This is a genomic window from Agromyces sp. CCNWLW213 (assembly GCF_037199545.1).
Lineage (GTDB): Bacteria > Actinomycetota > Actinomycetes > Actinomycetales > Microbacteriaceae > Agromyces.
Genome location: NZ_JBBBDX010000006.1, coordinates 75,156 through 95,164, shown reverse-complemented (window position 1 = coordinate 95,164; position 20,009 = coordinate 75,156). Strand labels below are relative to the sequence as shown.

Annotated in this window: 15 protein-coding genes and 1 tRNA gene; 6 read left to right on the top strand and 10 right to left on the bottom strand. The window is 72.7% G+C overall.

Annotated features, from left to right (window positions below):
- The first annotated feature begins 1 nt into the window (after position 1).
- The 3 genes from WBQ80_RS12585 (at position 2) to WBQ80_RS12575 (ending at position 2,722) form a co-directional block, all read left to right on the top strand.
- On the top strand, positions 2-1,399 hold the full coding sequence (locus WBQ80_RS12585; protein ID WP_442892700.1) for a glucose-6-phosphate dehydrogenase: 1,398 nt from the start codon (positions 2-4) through the stop codon (positions 1,397-1,399).
- Between the two features lie 4 nt (positions 1,400-1,403).
- Entirely contained in the window at positions 1,404-2,336 is a 933-nt protein-coding gene (gene ku, locus WBQ80_RS12580) for a non-homologous end joining protein Ku (protein WP_336572198.1), read from the top strand.
- 74 nt (positions 2,337-2,410) lie between these two features.
- Entirely contained in the window at positions 2,411-2,722 is a 312-nt protein-coding gene (locus tag WBQ80_RS12575; protein WP_336572199.1) for a hypothetical protein, read from the top strand.
- Positions 2,723-2,737: 15 nt separating this feature from the next.
- Here WBQ80_RS12575 and WBQ80_RS12570 read toward each other — a convergent pair whose 3' ends face one another.
- From WBQ80_RS12570 to WBQ80_RS12545, 6 genes are all read right to left on the bottom strand, one after another.
- On the bottom strand, positions 2,738-3,868 hold the full coding sequence (locus WBQ80_RS12570; protein WP_336572200.1) for a hypothetical protein: 1,131 nt from the start codon (positions 3,866-3,868) through the stop codon (positions 2,738-2,740).
- Between the two features lie 71 nt (positions 3,869-3,939).
- Positions 3,940-4,485 carry a ClbS/DfsB family four-helix bundle protein gene (locus WBQ80_RS12565; protein ID WP_336572201.1) on the bottom strand — a complete coding sequence of 182 codons (546 nt, stop codon included), beginning with the start codon at positions 4,483-4,485 and terminating at the stop codon, positions 3,940-3,942.
- Between the two features lie 9 nt (positions 4,486-4,494).
- Positions 4,495-6,261, bottom strand: coding sequence for a malto-oligosyltrehalose trehalohydrolase (gene treZ / locus WBQ80_RS12560; protein WP_337282573.1), 1,767 nt, complete (start codon positions 6,259-6,261; stop codon positions 4,495-4,497).
- Positions 6,258-8,672 carry a malto-oligosyltrehalose synthase gene (gene treY, locus WBQ80_RS12555; protein WP_336573187.1) on the bottom strand — a complete coding sequence of 805 codons (2,415 nt, stop codon included), beginning with the start codon at positions 8,670-8,672 and terminating at the stop codon, positions 6,258-6,260. The genes treZ and treY overlap by 4 nt, the downstream gene beginning before the upstream one ends.
- Positions 8,669-10,876 (bottom strand): glycogen debranching protein GlgX, encoded by a 2,208-nt coding sequence (gene glgX, locus WBQ80_RS12550; RefSeq protein WP_336573188.1) that lies wholly within the window; start codon positions 10,874-10,876, stop codon positions 8,669-8,671. Before glgX ends, treY begins: the two co-directional genes overlap by 4 nt.
- 177 nt (positions 10,877-11,053) lie before the next feature.
- The gene (locus tag WBQ80_RS12545; protein WP_336573189.1) at positions 11,054-11,512 is read right to left on the bottom strand and encodes a hypothetical protein; all 459 of its coding nucleotides are present in this window, start codon (positions 11,510-11,512) and stop codon (positions 11,054-11,056) included.
- A 227-nt stretch (positions 11,513-11,739) separates the two neighbouring features.
- Here WBQ80_RS12545 and WBQ80_RS12540 point away from each other — a divergent pair, with 227 nt between their 5' ends.
- Positions 11,740-14,169 (top strand): PxKF domain-containing protein, encoded by a 2,430-nt coding sequence (locus tag WBQ80_RS12540; RefSeq protein WP_336573190.1) that lies wholly within the window; start codon positions 11,740-11,742, stop codon positions 14,167-14,169.
- 92 nt (positions 14,170-14,261) lie between these two features.
- Here WBQ80_RS12540 and WBQ80_RS12535 read toward each other — a convergent pair whose 3' ends face one another.
- Entirely contained in the window at positions 14,262-14,906 is a 645-nt protein-coding gene (locus WBQ80_RS12535; RefSeq protein WP_336573191.1) for a response regulator transcription factor, read from the bottom strand.
- Positions 14,900-16,372: a sensor histidine kinase gene (locus WBQ80_RS12530; RefSeq protein ID WP_337282572.1), complete on the bottom strand. Its 1,473-nt coding sequence runs from the start codon at positions 16,370-16,372 to the stop codon at positions 14,900-14,902. Before WBQ80_RS12530 ends, WBQ80_RS12535 begins: the two co-directional genes overlap by 7 nt.
- Positions 16,373-16,557: 185 nt before the next feature.
- Here WBQ80_RS12530 and WBQ80_RS12525 point away from each other — a divergent pair, with 185 nt between their 5' ends.
- On the top strand, positions 16,558-17,733 hold the full coding sequence (locus tag WBQ80_RS12525) for an adenosylhomocysteinase (RefSeq protein WP_336573194.1): 1,176 nt from the start codon (positions 16,558-16,560) through the stop codon (positions 17,731-17,733).
- A 19-nt stretch (positions 17,734-17,752) separates the two neighbouring features.
- A complete protein-coding gene (locus WBQ80_RS12520) occupies positions 17,753-18,487 on the top strand; it encodes an IclR family transcriptional regulator (protein ID WP_336573195.1) in 735 nt (244 codons plus the stop codon).
- Positions 18,488-18,504: 17 nt separating this feature from the next.
- Here the strand turns inward: WBQ80_RS12520 and WBQ80_RS12515 are convergent.
- Positions 18,505-18,593: transfer RNA gene (locus tag WBQ80_RS12515), tRNA-Ser, on the bottom strand.
- An 87-nt stretch (positions 18,594-18,680) separates the two neighbouring features.
- Entirely contained in the window at positions 18,681-19,982 is a 1,302-nt protein-coding gene (locus WBQ80_RS12510) for an LCP family protein (RefSeq protein ID WP_336573196.1), read from the bottom strand.
- Positions 19,983-20,009: the final 27 nt, after the last annotated feature.

Genomic DNA, 20,009 nt, shown 5'->3' with positions numbered 1-20,009 from the left:
GATGGTCATGGCGGCTACGACACTGCTCATCCTCGGGGCCGACGGGGACCTGACGAAGCGGCTCCTCCTCCCCGGCCTCGGCACGCTCCTCGCGGTCGACGACGTCGACCTCGAGGTGATCGGCTCCGGACTCCGCGACATCGGCGCCGGCGAGTGGCGCGAGCTGGTCGGCGAGGCGTTCGCGTCGGTGCCCGAGCCGCGGCGCTCCGACCTGGTCGAGACGGCGCGGTACCTCCGAGCGGATGCCACCGAGGCGAGGGCGCTCGCGGGGCTGCTCGCCGCCTGCGCGGCCACCCCGATCGTCTACTTCGCCCTCCCGCCGGCGGTGACCGCCGCGGTCTGCCGCACGCTGGCCGGGCTCGACACGGCGGACGGGATGCGGCTCGCGCTCGAGAAGCCGTTCGGCTCCGACCGGGAGAGCGCCCGCGAGCTCAACGCGCTGCTCACCCGGATCGTGCCCGAACGGCAGGTGTATCGCATCGACCACTTCCTCGGTCGCGCCACCGTGCTCAACATCCTCGGCACCCGCTTCGCCAACCGGCTCATCGAACCGGTCTGGAACCGCCACACGATCGAGCGCATCGACGTCGTGTACGACGAGACGCTCGCGCTCGAGGGGCGCGCCGGCTACTACGACCACGCGGGCGCGCTCGTCGACATGATCCAGAGCCACCTGCTGGCCGTGCTCGCGCTGACCGCGATGGAGCCCATCGAGCGGGTCGACGAGGTCGTGCTCCGCGATGCGGTCGCCGCGGTGCTGCGCCGGACCGTCGTGTGGGGGGACGATCCGGTGGGCGCCGGCCGCCGCGCCCGCTACACCGCGGGCGAGATCGAGGGCCGCCCGCTGCCGGCCTACGCCGACGAGCCGGGCGTCGACCCGTCGCTGCAGACCGAGACCCTCGCGCAGGTCGTCGTGGCCGTCGACACGGACCGCTGGCGCGGCGTGCCGTTCGTGCTGCGCTCGGGCAAGGCGCTCGGCCGGGGCCGGAAGATCGCCCGCGCGGTGTTCCGTGCCGCGGCGCCCGTCGAGGGGCTCGAGGGCCGGCCGCGTTCCGACTGGATCGAACTCGACCTCCGGTCCGGCGAGGTGCGGATCGGGTTGACGATGAACGGCGGCGGCGACCCGTTCGTCCTCGAGCAGACCACGCTCGTCGCGCAGCAGGTCCCGGGCGCCCTGCTGCCGTACGGCGAGGTGCTGAAGGGGATCCTGCACGACGATCCGACGCTCTCCATCCGCGGCGACATCGCCGAGGAGTGCTGGCGGATCGTGGATCCCGTGCTCGCCGCCTGGCGTGCGGGGCGCGTGCCGCTCGAGGAGTACCCGGCGGGGTCCGGGGGTCCGGACGGGTGGGACGAGACCGCAAGGGGTACCGCTTCCGCCGCCCAAGGTGTCTACTGAGACCATGCGAGCCGTCTGGAAGGGGGCGGTCACATTCGGCCTGGTCAATGTGCCCGTCAAGCTGTACAGCGCCACCGAGGACCACGACGTGTCCCTGCACCAGGTGCACGACAAGGACGGCGGGCGAATCCGCTACCAACGCGTGTGCGAGATCGACGGCGAGGTCGTGCCGTACCAGCACATCGACAAGGCGTACGACGACGGCGAGCGCACGGTCATCATCACCGACGACGACCTGAAGTCGCTGCCCGCCGAGCGGAGCCGCGAGATCGAGGTCGTCGAGTTCGTGCCCACCGAGCAGATCGACCCGATCATGTTCGACCGCAGCTACTACCTCGAGCCCGACTCGGCGTCGAACAAGGCCTACGTGCTGCTGCGCGAGGCGCTCGAGTCGACCGAGCGCACCGCGGTCGTGCGGATGGCGCTGCGGCAGAAGACCCGGCTCGCGGCGCTCCGCGTGTTCGGCGACGTGCTCATGGTCCAGACGCTCCGGTGGAGCGACGAGGTCCGGGAGGCGAAGTTCCCCGCGCTGGACGAGCCCGCGAAGATCACGTCGAAGGAGCTCGACCTGTCGAAGCAGCTCATCGAGAGCCTCTCGAACGACTTCGACCCCGAGGAGTTCGTCGACGAGTACCAGCAGGAACTGCGCACGCTCATCACGGCCAAGCTCGAGCAGGGCGACGCCATCGACACCGCGGCGACGTTCGGCGAGCAGCCCGAGGACGAGGGCGGCGGCGAGGTCATCGACCTGATGGAGGCGCTCCGCCAGTCGATCGCGGCCAAGCGCGGCGGGGCGGATGCCGAGGCCGAGCCGGCTGCGAAGAAGCCCGCGCCGAAGAAGTCGGCGTCCAAGGCCCGCGGCGCCTCGGGCGACAAGTCGGCCGCGGCCGACGAGAAGCCCGCGCCGAAGCGCAGGACCGCCAAGAAGGCCGGCTGACCCCGTCCGATGGAGACCGGCGCGGGCCGGTCAACCCCTGTGCCGCCTCGGCAACCCGGACGTACGGTGGCGGCATGAGCGACAACGACGACATCCTCGAGCGCTTCGCAGCCGGCGAGGGAGAGCAGGGCCCGCCGCCGCCGAACGCGGGCGCGCCGGATTCCGGCGACGACATCGCCGGGGCCAACACGAACCCGGACGACGATCGCACGAGCCCGAGCAGCGAGACCGAGACGGCGGCGAAGCAGGCCGACCCGATCCCCGACCAGGTACGGGAGGACGTCGACGAGTCCCGGATCCGCGCCGTGCCCGGCACGGGCGGGCCGGACGACCCAGGCGACGTCGACGTCGACCCCGGCGAGCTGAACCTGCCCGGCCGGAGCTGAGCCACGGCGGCCGGGTCAGCGGGGAAGACCGGCCGCGATCTCCTCCGCCACGGCGAGCGCCCAGTCCTGCTCGGCGGAGGTGACCTGGATCCAGTCGGGGCCGACCAGCAGGTCGACGCCGCAGACCCCGCGCTCCGGATCCCAGCGGACGAACGCCCGGTCCGCGCCCGCGACGGCCAGGTCCGACGGCGCGGGCACCAGCGCGCCCGCCGCCTCGATGCGATCGAAGGCCCACACGCCGCCGCGCACCCAGGCGGCACCGACGACGACCTCATCGGCGCCCGAGGGCATCCACCGGCAGCCGAGGTCGCCGGCGATCGCCATCGCCTCGGCCCACTCGCTCCATCCGCCGGCGGTCGTCTCGGCGACCAGCCCCGCGCTGCCCGTGATCGACTCGACGGTCGCCACCGGGACCAGCCCCTCGCAGTCGTCGGGGATCCCGCTCGGGACCTCGGACGCCGCCGCAGGCGGACTGGCGGAATCGACCGCGGCCACCGCCGCGTTCGCCACGCCGTCGGCGCCGACCGGGAGGATGGCGTTCGGTCCGCCGATGGCCGCGATCGCGATCCACGCCCCGGAGGCGACCCGCGTGATCGAGCAGAAGTCGGCGCCGCAGTCCGTGCCCGGCGCGGGCAGCCCCGCCCCGGTCGCGCGGTCGGACCAACCCGCGTCCTGCGGCGGCACCACGGTGACGAGCACGCCCGTGTACGGCGTCGTCGTCCCGAGCTGGCTGTTGTACGCCTCCCCGTTGCTCCACTCGCAGGCGAGCCCGCCGATGCTGAGGGCCGACGTCATGCGGGGCACGGAGAGACCCGCGGACGCGGCCGTGACGAGCGGGTCGACCGGGGCCACGGCGACGTCGAACATGTCGGAGATGTTCGCCGGCGGGACGAGCTCGTCGCACGTCAGGTCGTAGCGCGACGCGGGTCGGACCGTTCCGGACGCCGGCGCCGGCGCCGGCTCCGGAGACGGCGTGGCCGTCCCGCTCGGTGGAGGCGCCTCGGTGGTCGCGGTGGGCTCGGGCGAGGTGGCGCACGCGCTCAGCGCGAGCGCGGCGAGCGCGAGGACGGCGGCGACGGAGGCCGTCCGAGGGCGTCGGGTCGTGCGAGCGCGTCGCCGGGAACGCTCGGGATGAAGGGTCTCCATGGCCGAACCGTAGGGGTCGTCGCGGGCACCGTCCTCAGGGTGCGCACCGAACCCGCGCGGTGCCGGCGAGCTCAGTGCGGGGCCGGGAGCGCGGGCAGCGCACCGAGCGCCCAGGCGTAGTGCCCGCCGAGGCATTCGTGCACCGGCTCGGCGAGCGTGGCCCCGCCGAGCCAGGCCCTGCCGTCGGAGAAGATCGCGGCGTCGCCGAGGGCGTCGAGCCGCGCGAGCACCGAACGGTGGCTCGCCTGCAGCCTCCTCCACGCGGCGGCGAGGTCGCCGTCGCCGCGATGGCGGTCGCGCAGGTCGCGGTTCAGCCGGTCGAGGTCCCTCCAGGTGTAGCCCTCCGCCGGGTAGGCGGGCCGTCGCCCGGCCGCGTCGGCGTCGAGCCAGTCGAGGAGGAGTCGGTGCCACGCGTGCAGGTGGTTGAGCACGTCGGCGGCGTCGCGATCGCGCGCGGCCGGTGCGGCCGAATCCGTCGTGGGGCCGGCCGACGCGACGGGCGGCGTGCCTTCGGCCGGTGCGGGTGCCGCGAGGAGCTCGTCGACCTCGTCCGCCAGCCGGTCGAAGCGTTCCTCCGCCTGGCGGACGAGGTCGGCGCGATGGGTGGGGATGCTCACGGCACCACCCTACGAGGACCTCCGGACGAGCAGCACGGCGGCGGACTCGGCCGGCAGCACGAGCACGCGGTCGGCGGGGACCTCGTCGGCGAGCGCCGGCCCGGTGGCGAGCAGCACCTCGGCGGGGCCGTCGGGCTGCACCTCCCACGGCGTCAGCCCCAGGTTCACGAGGACGACGACGCGTTCGGGCGCGTCCGGGGCGCCGCGCTCCATGCGGAACCGCCTGTCGGCGTCATCCGCCCACGCCGTCGTGTGGTCGAACGACGGGTCGGTCAGCTCGGGGCGGGCGCGCCGCAGGGCCAGGAGCCGGCGGTGCAGGTCGAGCAGGCGGGCATGCGACGAATCGGGGTCGTCGGCCTCCGACCAGTCGAGCTTCGACCGCCGGAACGTCTCGGGGTCCTGCGGATCGGGCACGACCGACTCGTCCCACCCCATGCGTGCGAACTCGGCGATGCGTCCCGCGGCCGTGGCCCGGCCGAGCTCGGGTTCCGGATGCGACGTGAAGAACTGCCACGGCGTCGATGCACCCCATTCCTCGCCCATGAAGAGCATGGGCGTGAAGGGCGTCGTGAGGTTGAGCACGGCCGCGACCGCGAGCCGCGGCTCGGACAGGCTCTGCGAGATGCGGTCGCCCGTCGCGCGGTTGCCGATCTGGTCGTGGTCCTGCGTGAACGTCACGAGCCGCCACGTCGGCATCGCCGGGTCGATCGGGAACCCGTGGTTCCGCCCGCGGAAGGACGAGAACGTGCCGTCGTGGAAGAACCCGCGGGTCGTCGTTTTCACGAGCGCGTCGAGCGGGGCGAAGTCGGCGTAGTAGCCGACGGTCTCGCCGGTGAGCGCGACGTGCATGGCGTGGTGGTGGTCGTCGCTCCATTGCGCGGCGAGTCCGTAGCCGCCGGCATCGCGCGGCGTGACCAGGGTCGGGTCGTTGAGGTCGGACTCGGCGATGAGCGTGAGCGGCCGCCCGACCTCGGCGGCGAGCGCGTCGGCGTGGTCGGCGAGCTCCTGCAGGATGTGCGGCTCGGAGCCGTCGCGGAGCGCGTGCACCGCGTCGAGGCGCAGGCCGTCGACGTGGAAGTCGCGGAGCCACATCATGGCGTTGTCGACGATGTACCGCCGCACCGCGGGCTCGTCGAGGTTCACCGAGTCGCCCCACGTGTTCCGCTCGCTCGTGCGCAGGTACGGCCCGAAGCGGGGCAGGTAGTTCCCGCTCGGACCGAGGTGGTTGTAGACCACGTCCTGGATGACGGCGAGTCCCCGCGCGTGGCATGCGTCGACGAAGCGCTGGTACGCCGCCGGTCCGCCGTACGCCTCGTGCACGGCGTACCACAGCACGCCGTCGTATCCCCAGTTCCACGTGCCGTTGAAGGCGTTGACCGGCAGCAGCTCGACGAAGTCGATGCCGAGCTCGACGAGGTGGTCGAGCCGCTCGATCGCCGCGTCGAGCGTGCCGTCGGGCGTGAAGGTGCCGAGGTGCAGCTCGTAGATCGATCCGCCCGCGAGCTCGCGGCCCCGCCACGCGGCATCCGCCCAGGCATGGGCACCGAGGTCGACGGCGGCGCTCAGCTCGTGCACGCCGCGGGGCTGCCGGCGGGATCGCGGGTCGGGCAGGGCGCGCTCGTCGTCGTCGAGCACGAACCCGTACTCGTCGCCGGGGGCGAGCTCGACGTCGGCGCGCCACCGCCCTCCGTCGCCGCGCTCCATCGGGAGGTCGTCGCGGCCCGGCCGGCGCAGCGCCACGCGCTGCGGGAGGGGCGCCCAGAGCTCGACGGTCATCGGGTCCCCTCGGCGTCGGCGGGTGCGAGCAGCGCCACGGGATAGGTCGCGAGCAGCTCGGCGAGATGGATGGCGCCGCCGTCGAAGCGACGGCCGGTGAGCACGTCGTGCAGCGGCAGGCGGCGCACGAGGACCTCGGTGTCGCCCCACGCATCGGGCGCGACGGATGCCGCGGGCTCGGCGCCGTCGCGTGCGCCGAGGCCGACGGGCAGCCGCGTCGCGACGGTCACGGCGCCGCCGCGGTCGAACGCGATCGCGTGCCGCGCCGCGACGCCGACGACCTCGAGCGGCGTGTAGCGCGTGAACCACTCGGGGCGGTCGCGGCGGAGCCGGAGGGCGCGCGAGGTGACGAGCAGCTTCGCCGACGCCGCCTGGTCGACCGGCGGGAGCTCGCCGCGTTCGACGTCGGCGTCGAGCTCGCGCAGCATGCGCCGCCGCAGGTCGAAGTCGATGGGGCGCCGGTTGTCGGGATCGACGAGGCTCGTCTCCCACAGCTCGCTGCCCTGGTAGACGTCGGGCGCGCCGGGCATCGTGAGCTGCAGCAGCTTGGCCGCCAGCGAGTTCGACCACCCCGCGGGGGCGAGCCATGCGACGAACGCATCGAGGCGCTCGCGTACGGCCGGCACGTCGAACGCACGGTCGATCACCTCATGCATGCGCCGCTCGAAGGCCTCGTCGGGTGCCGTCCAGTGCGTCGACACCGAGGCCTCGCGCGAGGCCTTCTCGGCGTAGGCGTGCGCCCGCTCGCGCTCGAGGGGCCAGGCGCCGACGATCGCCTGCCAGAGCAGCGCGTCGAACGGACCGTCGCCCGTGGACCCCGCGGCGGCCCGCAGGCCGGCGAGCTCGGTCGACCAGCGCTCGGGGATCTCGGCGAGGACGTCGATGCGGGCGCGGACGTCTTCGCCGCGCTTGGTGTCGTGCGTCGACAGCGTCGTCATCGAGTGCGGCCACGCCGCCTGCCGTCGCAGCTGACGCGCGTGGAACGCGGCCGCGTCGATCGCGAACTCCGACGGGTCGCCGCCCACCTCGGTGAGCGAGCCGAGTCGCGTGTACCGGTAGAACGCGGTGTCCTCGACGCCCTTGGCCATGACCATGCCGCTCGTCTGCTGGAACCGGATCGCGACGGGGTCCGACGGGTCGGCGAGCACGGGCAGCAGGGCGTCGACGGATGCCGCGAGGTCGGGCCGGTGCGCGCGGGCCAGCCGGGCGGCGTCGTCGAGGTGCTCGCGCCCGGCGGGCAGGTAGGAGCGGTACACCGGGAAGCACGCGAGCAGCTCGGCGAGCGCGTCGGCGGCCTCCGCCGGGCGCGGGTCGGGGAGCATCCGCTCGAGGCGCAGCACCTCGCTGCGCAGGATGCCGTCGGCGATGCCCCGCTTGGTCTCGTGGATGAGCTCGTGCCAGTCGGTCGGGCCGGCGATGCCGGTCTCGGCGCGCAGGCGCGCGTCGAGCGCGTCGAGCGCCGCCTCGCCCGCCGGGTCCACGAGCAGCCGATCGATGTCGGCGAGGGCGTCGTAGCCGGTCGTGCCGTCGGTGCGCCAGTGCGGCGGCAGCGGCTCGTCGCCCTCGAGGATCTTCTCGACGAGCACGTACGCCCCGCCGGTGGCATCCGCCAGCCGGTCGAGGTAGTCGCCGGGGGCCGCGAGCCCGTCGGGATGGTCGACGCGGAGGCCGTCGGCGAGACCGTCGCGCACCCACCGGACGATCTCGGCGTGCGTGGCGTCGAAGACCTCGGGCCGCTCGACGCGGAGCCCCGCGAGCTCGTTGACCGCGAAGAAGCGCCGGTAGTTGAGCTCGGCGTCGGCGCGCTGCCAGTTCACGAGCTCGTAGTGCTGCCGGGCGTGCACCGTCAGCGCGTCGGCCCCGTCGCCGGCCGTGCCGGGCGCGAGCGGGAAGCGGTGCTCGAAGTACCGCAGTTCGCCGTGCTCGATCCGGAGGTCGCCGTCCGCCGCGGCCTCGTCGGCCGTGCCACCGAGGACGGGCAGGCGCACCCGGCCGCCCGTGAGGGCCCAGTCGACGTCGAACGCGTCGGCGTACGGCGACCCGGGGCCGAGCTGCAGGAGGCTCCACCACCCCGGGTTCTGCGCGGCGTCCGCGACGCCCACATGGTTCGGCACGATGTCGACGAGGACCCCGCGGCCGCGTGCGTGCGCGGCATCCGCCAGCGCCTCGAAGCCCGACTCGCCGCCGCGCGCCTCGTCGACCCGGTCGTGGGCGACGACGTCGTAGCCGTGGTCGGAGCCGGCCCGCGACGGCAGGATCGGCGACAGGTACACCCAGTCGGCACCGAGCGCATCGAGGTAGTCGACGACGGATGCCGCATCGTGGAGGTCGAACGACGGGCGCACCTGGAGGCGGTACGTCGACCGGGGCTCGCGGCGGGGCGCCCGCGCGCCGGCGGGCTCGCGGGTCACGCGCGCGCCTCGCTCTTCGGCGCCGGCGACTCCTCCTTGTTGCCGGCCACCATCGCCGACAGCGACGCGGCCACGGAGTGGTCGACCTCCTCCGGCGTCGGATCGTGCTGGCACAGCACGACGAGCGACCGCTGCTCGAGCGGGATGACGCCACCCGGCTCGATCGGGTCGCTGTCGGCGCGCTTGCCGGCGGTGTCGATGAGGACCTCCCACTCGGGCGATGCCTCGTGGATCGGGATCGTGAACTCGACCACCTCGTCGTGCGCGTTGAAGAGCACGATGAAGTGCCGGTCGACGATCCGCTCGCCGCGGCGGTCGCGCTCGCGGATGCCCTCGCCGTTCAGGAACACGCCGATCGCCTTGCCGAAGCCCGCGTCCCAGTCCTCGGGCTCCATGATCGACCCGTCCGGCCGCAGCCACACGATGTCGGGCACCGGGTCGCCCTCGCCGCGGCGTACGGGGCGACCGTCGAAGAACCGGCTCCGGCGGAACGTGGGGTGCTCGGCGCGCAGCTTCGCGACCGCGGCCGTGAACTCGATGAGCGGCTGGTCGGCGTGCTCCCAGTCGATCCAGCTCAGCGCGTTGTCCTGCGCGTACACGTTGTTGTTGCCCTGCTGGGTGCGGCCCAGCTCGTCGCCGTGCGAGAGCATCGGCACGCCCTGCGAGAGCAGCAGGGTCGCGATGAAGTTGCGCTGCTGCCGCCCGCGGAGCGTCAGGATCTCGGGGTCGTCGGTCGGCCCCTCGACGCCGAGGTTGGAGGAGCGGTTGTGCGATTCGCCGTCGTTGTTGTCTTCCCCGTTGGCCTCGTTGTGCTTCTCGTTGTACGAGACGAGGTCGCGCAGCGTGAACCCGTCGTGCGCCGTGACGAAGTTGATGGATGCCACGGGCCGGCGACCCGAGTGCTCGTACAGGTCGGCCGAGCCGGTGAACCGCGAGGCGAACTCGCCGAGCGTCGCCGGCTCGCCGCGCCAGAAGTCGCGGACCGTGTCGCGGTACTTGCCGTTCCACTCGGTCCACTGCGGCGGGAAGTTGCCCACCTGGTAGCCGCCGGGTCCGACGTCCCACGGCTCGGCGATGAGCTTGACCTGCGAGACCACCGGGTCCTGCTGCACGAGCTCGAAGAACGTCGACAGCTTGTCGACCTCGTAGAACTCGCGCGCGAGCGTCGAGGCGAGGTCGAACCGGAACCCGTCGACGTGCATCTCGAGCACCCAGTAGCGCAGCGAGTCCATGATGAGCTGCAGCGAGTGCGGGTGTCCGACGTTGAGGGAGTTGCCGGTGCCCGTGTAGTCCATGTAGTACTGCGGGTCGTCGTCGACGAGGCGGTAGTACGCCGCGTTGTCGATGCCGCGCATCGAGAGGGTCGGGCCGAGGTGGTTGCCCTCGGCGGTGTGGTTGTAGACCACGTCGAGGATGACCTCGATGCCCGCCGTGTGCAGGGCCTTCACCATGGCCTTGAACTCCTGCACCTGCTCGCCGCGCTGGCCGGTGGAGGCGTAGGCGTTGTGCGGGGCGAGGAAGGCGATGGTGTTGTAGCCCCAGTAGTTCGACAGCCCTTTTTCCTGCAGGGTCCCGTCGTTGACGAACTGGTGCACGGGCATCAGTTCGATCGCGGTCACGCCGAGCTTGACGAGGTGGTCGATCACCGCCGGGTGGCCGATGCCCGCATAGGTGCCGCGGATCTCGTCGGGCACGCCCGGCAGGGTCTGCGTCAGGCCCTTCACGTGCGCCTCGTAGATGAGCGACGACGCGTACGGGGTTCGCGGGTGGCGGTCGCCGGTCCAGTCGAAGAACGGGTTCGTGACCACGCCGAGCATCATGCTCTTCGCCGAATCGGCGTCGTTGCGTTCGCCCGGCTCGCCGAACTCGTAGCCGAACAGCGATTGGTCCCACTTCAGCTGCCCGTCGACCGCCTTGGCGTACGGGTCGAGCAGGAGCTTGCTCGGGTTGCAGCGCAGGCCGCGCTCGGGGTCGTTCGGCCCGTGCACGCGGTATCCGTACCGCTGGCCGGGCTGGACCTGCGGCAGGTACGCGTGCCAGATGTAGGCGTCGACGTCGATGAGCTCGACCCGGGTCTCGCGTCGCCGGTCGTCGAACAGGCAGAGCTCGACCCTCTCGGCGACCTCGCTGAACAGGGCGAAGTTCGTTCCGTTGCCGTCGAACGTCGCCCCGAGCGGGTAGGTGGAACCGGGCCAGGTGTGCATGCATCCCCCAACGGTCAGCCTCAGGACATCGTAGGCGGCGGCGCCTGCGCAACCGCCCGACGGTCGCCCATGCGCCCGCTCGGGCGGGAACACGGCGGACCGGCGGCACGGAAACGGCACGGACCGGGTGCCGATGTCGCATCGCACCCGGTCCGTGCCGGTCACGGCATCGGACCGCTACTCGTCCTCGCCGCAGGACGCGGTGACCTCGCCCGCGGCCTCCTGGATCGCGGTCTGGCGCTCGGCCAGTTCCTCGGGGTCCTGCTCGATGGCGGTGACCGACGGGTCCTCCTCGGTGGGCGCCTCGGTCAGCCCGCCGGCGTACTCGCCGACGGCCTCGAGCTCGCCCTTGAAGTCCTCGACGGCCGACGCGAGCTCGTCGTTGTCACCCGCCTCCTCGACGGCGGCGTCGACGCGCGACTGGGCGTCTTCGAGGTAGCTCTCGATCTCGTCGACCGACGACGCGGACGCGAGGGTGTTCTGCACGCCGTTCGAGACGTCGCGCACCTCGCTCGCGACGGTGGTGCAGGCGTCGGTGCCCGATCCGGCGGTGTCTCCGCCGCCTTCGGCCGCGCAACCCGACAGGGCGAGTGCACCGGCGAAGACCAGTGCGGCAGGCATGGCGATACGTCGCATACGCATTTCCTCCGTGTTCTCGTGAAACAGATGGAGTCTACTCAGCGCCGACGACACCGGCGCGGGGTTGCGCGGGGCGCCGCGTTCAGGGATCTGAACGCGGAGCGTCCGAGCGTTCAGGCATTTGAACGCCTGAACCGTTCCACCGCCCGCCCGCCCCGCCTAGCGTCGGAACCGACGCCACCCCGGCGGCACGACCTGCGCACCCCAGAAAGCGGAACCCACCCATGCAACGAACCCTCACGCGACTGGGGATGGCCGGCACGATCGCCGCCCTGACGGTCGCCTCCGTCCTCGGCAGCTCGCTCGTCGCGCAGGCCGATGTCCTCCAGGACACGATCGCCGACAACGTCGAAGCGGCTCTCGTCCTGGAGCCCGGCAGCGCCACTGGCAAGACGGCCGGTATCCAGGTCCTCGGCAACAACTCCGCGGGGCCCGATTCCGATCCCGGCTGCAACATCGATCGAGACGAGGCGCCCCTCGTGTTGGACATCGTGGCACCCAACGGCGTCACTGCGAATCCGAGCCGGGTCAGCCTGACCGCGTGCGAAGTTCTCTACACCGTCACGTTCACGGCGTCCGCAGCGGCGACGAGCGGCACCGCGACAGTGTCGATCGTGTCCATGCCCGGCGGGGGCGGCACGTTCTACAACCACGTGGGGATCCCGATCAAGATCGGGTCCGCGAACACCAAGCCGTCCGTCGCCGTCCAGGGGGTCACAGCGGGCGACTACGAGATCGGCTCCGAGCCGATTCCGAGCTGTACCGTCACGGACAAGGAAGACGGCAACAAGACCGTCGCCGCCGCCGTGACCGGCACCCTCTCGCACGGGCTCGGGACACTGACGGCGACCTGCGACCACACCGATCTCGGCGGCCTCGCCGCCGACACGAAGTCCGTCACGTACCGCATCGTCGACACCGGACTCCCCACGATCTCGCACGAGCTGAAGGGCACCGGGCCGAACGCAGCCGGCTGGTACCGCAACTCCGTCCTGGTCGACTACCTCTGCTCCGACAACGGCTCGGGCATCGAGTCCTGCGGGCCCGACGTCACCCTCGTCGAAGGCGAGAACCAGAGCAGCACCGGCACCGCGGTCGACTGGGCGGGCAACTCCGCCCAGGACGGCGTCGCCGACCTCGACATCGACCTCACGGCTCCCGGCATCACCGCCGCGCTCACGCCCGGCACCGGGCCGAACGCCAACGGATGGTACAACCGCAGCGTCGACGTGGACTTCTCCTGCACCGACGACCTCTCCGGGGTCGAGACGTGCACCGGCGACACGACGGTCGGCGAGGGCGTCGCGGGCTCGGCCACCGGTTCGGCGACCGACGTCGCGGGCAACTCCGCCACGAAGACCGTCTCGGGCCTCAGCATCGACGCCACCGAGCCCACCGCGGGCTACTCGCTGCGGTCCGAGTCGACCCCGCGCAACGGCTGGTACCGCACGCCGGTGACCGTCGACTTCACCTGCGACGACGCGCTGTCGGGCATCGACACGTGCGTCGGCGACACGGAGCTGCGCGAGGGCGCCGACCAGTCCGCCCCCGTCACGGCGACGGACAAGGCGGGCAACGTCTTCACGCGCACCGTCTCGGACATCGACGTCGACCTCACGGCTCCCGGCATCACCGCCGCGCTCACGCCCGGCACCGGGCCGAACGCCAACGGATGGTACAACCGCAGCGTCGACGTGGACTTCTCGTGCACCGACGACCTCTCCGGCATCGAGACCTGCACCGGCGACACCACCGTCGGCGAGGGCCTCGCCGGCTCGGCCACCGGTTCGGCGACCGACGTCGCGGGCAACTCCGCCACCAGGTCCGTCTCCGGCCTCGACGTCGACGTCACCGCCCCGAGCGTCGGCTACTCGCTGGTCTCGACCTCGACGCCGCGCAACGGCTGGTACAACGCGCCGGTGACCGTCGACTTCACCTGCCTCGACGCACTGTCCGGCGTCGCGACCTGCTCCGATGACGCGCAGCTCGGCGAGGGCGCGGGCCAGTCGTCGACCGGCACGGCCACGGACCGCGCGGGGAACGCCGGCTCGAGCACGGCGAGCGGGATCGACGTCGACCTGACCGCCCCCACCGTCGGCTTCGCACCCGGGTTCGGCACCTCGTACCACTTCGGCGCCGTGCCGACCGCGCCGACGTGCCAGGCCTCCGACGAGCTGTCGGGCCTCGAGAAGTGCCAGGTGAGCGGATACGGGAGCGACGTCGGCACCCACACGCTCGTGGCCACGGCGACCGACAACGCCGGCAACGTCCGGACGGCCTCGTTCACCTACCAGGTGCTCGCGTGGAACCTGAAGGGGTTCACCAGCCCGGTGGACATGAACGGCACGTGGAACACGGTCAAGGGCGGCAGCACCGTGCCGTTCAAGTTCGAGATCTTCCGCGGCGCGACCGAGCTGACCGCCACGACGGCGATCGAGAGCTTCACCGCCGTCACGGTGGCCTGCCCGAACTCGCTCGGCACGGTCGACGAGATCGAGCTGGTCGCCACCGGCGGCACCTCGCTCCGGTACGACGCCACCGCAGGGCAGTTCATCCAGAACCTCGCGACCCCGAAGAAGCCGGGCGCGTGCGTCAAGGTGACGATGACCGCGCTGGATCACTCGGTCCTGACCGCGAACCTGCTGCTGAAGTAGGCGGCGTCCGCCCGCTGAACGGCCCCGAGCCGGCCCACCGCCGCTCGGGGCCGTTCCGCGTCCTCCCCGGCGCACGGGCGACCGACGCGGCGTCACTCCCCGCCGAGCAGCCGGAACGCGGACTCCCGATCGCGCACCGCGAGCTTGCGCAGGACCGACGACACGTGGACGCGGACCGTGGTCGGCGAGAGGAACAGCCGGGTCGCGACCTCCTCGGTGCTGAGGCCTCGGCCCAGCATCTCCATGACCTCCCATTCGCGAGAACTGAGCTTGGCGGCCGCCCGCGACGGACGGCTGAAGCGCCGCCGGTCGGGGGCGCGGAACTCGTCGAGCACGCGGGTCACCAGCGCCGGCGGCATCGCCGCCTCGCCGGCGAGCACGCCGCGGAGCATCCCGGCGAGCGTCGACGGGTCGGCGTCCTTCAGGAGGTAGCCCACCGCGCCGGCGCGGAGCGAGTCGAACAGGTCCTCGTCCTCCCGGGACTGGGTGAGCATGACGATCGCCGTGTCGGGCACCGCCCGGCTGATCTCCTGCGCCGCGCGGATGCCGTTGCCGGGCATGTGGATGTCGAGCAGGACCACGTCGGGCCCGTGCTCGACCGTACGGGCGATGGCCTCGGTCGCGGTCGCAGCCTCGGCCACCACGTGGCATCCGCCCGCCTCGAGGCCGGACCGGACGACGCCGCGCATGCGCGCGTCGTCGTCGGCGATGACGGCCCGGAACGTCTCGGCTACCACTCGACCGTCACCACGCATCCCTCGCCCGGCGCGGAGGCGATCCGCAGCTCGCCGGGCAGCCCGCGCGCGCGATCGTCCATGCTGACGAGCCCGTACCCGCCGGGGCCGGTCCTCGTGGACCAGTCGGGAATCGTCGAGGGATCGAACCCGGAGCCGTTGTCGGAGATGGAGAGCCGGCGGACGCCGGCGGCGCGCTCGAGGCGGATCCGCACGTGGTCCGCTCCCCCGTGCCGCACGCCGTTCAGCACCGCCTCGCGGGTGATCCGCATGAGCGCGTGCCGCTGGTCCTGGTCGGCCTGGACGGCGTCGTCCAGGTCCACCTCGAGATCGACGCCGTACCGCTCGGCGAGGTCGCGCGCCGCACGGTGCAGGACGAAGCCGAGCGACTCGTCGCCCACGTGTCCGAGCGCGTTGACGGCGGCGCGCGCCTCGTCGAGCGCCCGGTCAGCGGCATCCGCGATCTGCTGCTTCGTCGACGTGGTCGCCGGGATCCGGTTCGACTCGATGCGGATGTAGGCGAGCTCCTGCAGCAGGCCGTCGTGCAGCTCGCGCGCGAGCCGTCGGCGATCCTCGCGCACCGCCGCACCGGTCTGCGCGACCCAGTAGAGCTGGAGCTCGCGGAGCGCGCCGATGAGCAGGAGCAGGTACGAGCCGGTCCGGAGCAGGTCGCCCGTGTACAGCCAGTCGGTGTACAGCGAGGGGAAGAGCACGTAGTGCACCCGCGCGAACGCGGCCAGGGCGAACGCCGGCGCCAGCCAGCGCAGCAGCTCGTCGTCGCGTCGCGCCGCCTGCCGCGCGAACGCGATCGACGCCGTGACGAAGGCGGCCGCGGCGAGCGCCTGCGCCGCGAGGAGGGCCGGGTGCCCGCTGATGAGGGGGCTGATCGCGTCGGCGGGCGGCTCGACGGCGACCGGGAGGGCCCCGCGCAGCGCCCAGACGGCCACCGCGCAGGCCGCGAGGTACAGCGCCGGCGCGGCGACCGTCCAGCGCCGGAGGGCGCGAGGACCGGGCCGGGAGCCGCAGAACGCCGCGACGAGGATGAGCAGGGCACCGGACACGCGCACGACCAGCGGGAGCCACACGTTGAGCCGTCCGTCGCGGATGCCGAGGAGTTCCTCGAGCGCGAAGCCGAGGCCGAGCCCGGCCACGGCGAGGAGGATCATGGCCTGGGACAGCAGCCAGTCCTGCAGTCGGCGTCCGCGCGCGAAGCGGTTGTGCAGCAGGTACGCGACGAGCAGGGCGATGCACGCGTCGATGGCGTCGAGCACGAGGTGGAGCGACCGGTTCGGGAATCCGAACGGCAGGAACGGGCTCCAGAGCAGCGCCGCCGTCACGACGAGGCCGGCCGCCCACGCGCCGACGGTCAGCGGATACCAGGGCCCCGCGGGCCGTGGCGGCGCGCCGTGCGCGCGGGCACGCGCGGCCGCCGAGGCCGATCGCCACGCCGTCGCGCCATCGCCGCCCATGTCCAGCTCCGAAGGTTGCGCTTCCCCCGGGCGGCGGACCCGCCGCCTCGTGGCGCGAGTCTATCCGCGCGGCAGGGGCGGCCCGCGAGGGCTTGACGCGCGCCGCGGACGCATCCGGGCGGTGGCGGCACGTGATATCCGTTACCATATGTGAAAGTCCTATTCGCAAGTGAAAGCGAGGCGCGATGAGCGAGCTCAGCGAGCGTGGTGCATCCCGCATCACCTGGATCAGGTCCCGGATGCCGCTGCTCGCCGAGACGCGACGGGAGTTCGCCGAGCGGCGACCCCTCGCGGGCCGACGCGTGGGCATGTCGCTGCACGTCGAGCCCAAGACGGCCGTGCTGCTCGAGGTCCTCGCCGCGGGCGGCGCCGAGATCGTCGCCACGGGCAACCACGGCTCGACGCAGGACGACGTGGTCGCCCACCTCCGAGACCAGGGCATGACGGTGTTCGGCGCGCGCGACGACAGCCTCGACCGGCACCACGCCAACGTCGCGGCCGTCGTCGACGCGCGGCCCGACATCCTGCTCGACAACGGGGCCGACCTCGCGGCGGCCGTCGTCGCGGCGGGGTTCGCCGACCGGGTCGTCGGCGGCACCGAGGAGACGACGAGCGGCGGCATCCGCCTGCGCACGGAGCTCGCCGGTCGTGTGCCGTTCCCCACGATCGTGATCAACGACAGCGCGCTCAAGGCCATCGGTGAGAACCGCCACGGCGTCGGGCAGTCGGTCGTCGAGAGCCTCATGCGCATCACGAACCTCATGATCCCGGGCCGACGGTTCGTCGTGGCCGGGTACGGCTGGTGCGGGCGCGGCATCGCCCAGTACCTCCGCGCGTTCGGCGGGCGCGTCGCGGTCGCCGAGATCGACGAGATCAAGGCGTTCGAGGCGGCGCTCGACGGGTACCGCGTCGACGAGCTCGGCAGCCTCGCCGAGTGGGGCGAGTTCTTCATCACCGCCACCGGGCGCGCGGGCGTCATCACCGATGAGATCGTCGACCGGATGCCGAGCGGCGCCGTCCTGGCCAACGCCGGCCACTTCCCGTGGGAGATCGACGTGCCCGCGCTCACGTCGCGGGCGACTTCCGTCACCGAGCTCGACGCCGCGATCGAGCGCGTCGACCTGCGCGGCGGCCGGCACGTCATCCTGCTCGCGGGCGGGCGCATGGTGAACCTCGCCGGCCGCGAGCCGAAGGGCAACTCGCTCGAGGCGATGGACCTCGGCTTCCTCCTGCAGTCGCTCTCGCTCGAGCGCGTGGCGACGGATGCCGCGTCGCTCCCGCCCGGCGCGCAGCCGGTGCCCGACGACCTCGAGCGCGAGATCGCGCGCCGTTTCGTCCGCGCCCTCGGCGCCCGCATCTGATCGACGGGGAGGACCGCCGATGCCCGCACGCAGCACGACCGACTACGCCGCCCCCGCCCTCGACAAGGCGCTCGACATCCTCGAGCTGCTCGCGGGCGAGGCATCGGCGCTCACCCAGACCGAGATCGCCGAGCGCGTGGGCCGCAGCGTGAGCCAGATCTACCGCGTGCTCGCGACGCTCGAGCGCCGGGGCTATCTCACGCGTGACCGCTCGGGCGCGTACGTGCTCTCGATGGCCCTCTTCGACCTGGCGCACCGGCACCCGCCGCTGCGCGGCCTCGTGCGGCTCGCGGCCGGGCCGATGCGCGAGCTCGCCGACGCCGTGCGCCAGTCGTGCAACCTCGGGATCGACGACGCCGGAGCGGTGCGCATCGTGGCGCAGGCCGAGTCCCCGGCCGACTTCGGCTACCAGGTGCGTGTCGGCGCCCGGTTCCCGCTCGAGGGGACCGCCACGGGCGCGGTCCTCCGCGCCGCCGCGGCCGAGGGAGCGGCCGGCGGCCTCGCTCCGGGCGAGGCAGACCAGCTCGCCGACGGGTACCTCGCGCGTCCCGACCGGCTGCAGGCCGGGGTGACGGATGTCGCGGTCGCGATCACCGATCGCCACCGCCACGCGATCGCCGCACTCACGGTTCCCTACGTCGCGACGTCGTACAGCAGCGTCGGGCTCGACGAGGTCGTCGCCGCCGCACGCCGCACCGCGGCGGAGATCTCGGCGCAGCTCGGCGGTGCACCGGCGGACCGGGCGGAGAACTGAGCCCGAGGGGCTCGGAGCGGAGACGGCGGGATTTGAACCCGCGGTCCCCTTACGGGGACTCCACCTTAGCAGGGTGGTGCACTCGACCGGACTATGCGACGTCTCCTCGCGCGAGCCCTGAGGCGCACGCGACTGCCATCATAACCGGCATCCGTTCGAAAGACGATTCGAGGGCGGATGCCGCGCCGCGGACCTACTGGTCGTCGAGCGTGCGGCCGGCCGAGCAGCGCGCCTCGGCGGCGGTCTGGCCGGCGACATCCGACGGGAGGACCTGCTCGGTCGGCGCCGGCGTCTCGGTGCCGTCGCCGGTGGCGGGTTCGGCGGTCGGCTCGGCGGCGCCGTCCGCGGGCTCCTCCGGAGCGGGCGCCGGCGCGTTCGGGTCGGCGACCGAGGCGAAGGAGTTGTCCTCGAGTGCGCTGGGGTCGAGCGTCATCGGCAGGTCCTGCTGGAGGGCCAGGTTGACGGCCTCCGCCGACTCGGTGGGCATGACGGCGCTCCAGTCCTCGGAGTACGCGGTCGGGTACTGCACGAACGCGATCTTCGCGAGGTCGATGTCCTTCGCGGCCTTGGCGATCGAGACGAGCTTCGCGGGGTCGGCGAGCGAGTCGGAGAGCTGCATGTTGTCGAGCGCGGCCTTCGCGATCGAGTACAGCTTGACGGGGTCGGTCAGCGTGCCGGCCGACTGCAGCTCTCGCGCGAGGGCCGACATGAAGACCTGCTGGTTCGAGATGCGGCCGAGGTCGGAGCCGTCGCCGACGCCGTAGCGCGTGCGGAGGAACTGCAGGGCCTGCAGGCCCTTGAGCTCGTGCGTGCCCGCCTCGAGGTAGAGGTCGGTGTGCACGTCCTCGATGGGCTCGGCGACGCAGACCTCGACGCCGCCGACGGCCTCGGAGATCGCCGCGGCCCCCATGAACTGCACGATGCCGGCGAACGGGATGGTGACGCCCGTCAGCTCCTCGACGGTCTTGACGACGCACGGCATGCCGCCGTAGTCGAGGACGGAGTTGATCTTGACGTCGTACTGCTCCCAGAGTTCCTCGCCCGTGTCGGGGTCGGCGCAGCCGGCGGGCACGTCGACGAGCATGTCGCGCGGGAAGCTCACGACCTCGACGTGCGAGTGGTCCTCGGAGATGTGCAGGAGCAGGTTCACGTCGTTGAGGACGGCGGTCTCGACATCCGGATCGCCGAAGCCGTCGCCCTGGCCCTGGCGGCTGTCGCTGCCGATGACGAGCAGGTTCACGCCGCCCTCGATCGCCCCCACGTCGGGCACGCCGTGGAGCGCCGACTCGTTGCCCAGGGTCACGGTCGGCTTCGCGGTGGCCGCGAGGTCGAACGCCGCGTACGCGGCGACCGCGGTGCCCGAGGCGAGCACGACCGCGAGGACCGAGGCGGCGGCCTTCGCGACCGTGGTCCACACGCCGTTGGCGCGGAGCCGGCCGTGACGGGCGATCACCGGTGCGTCGTCGGCGCCTTGGGGGGTTCGCTGGCGGGTCACTCCGGGGGATCTCCTCTCGGCTCGTCC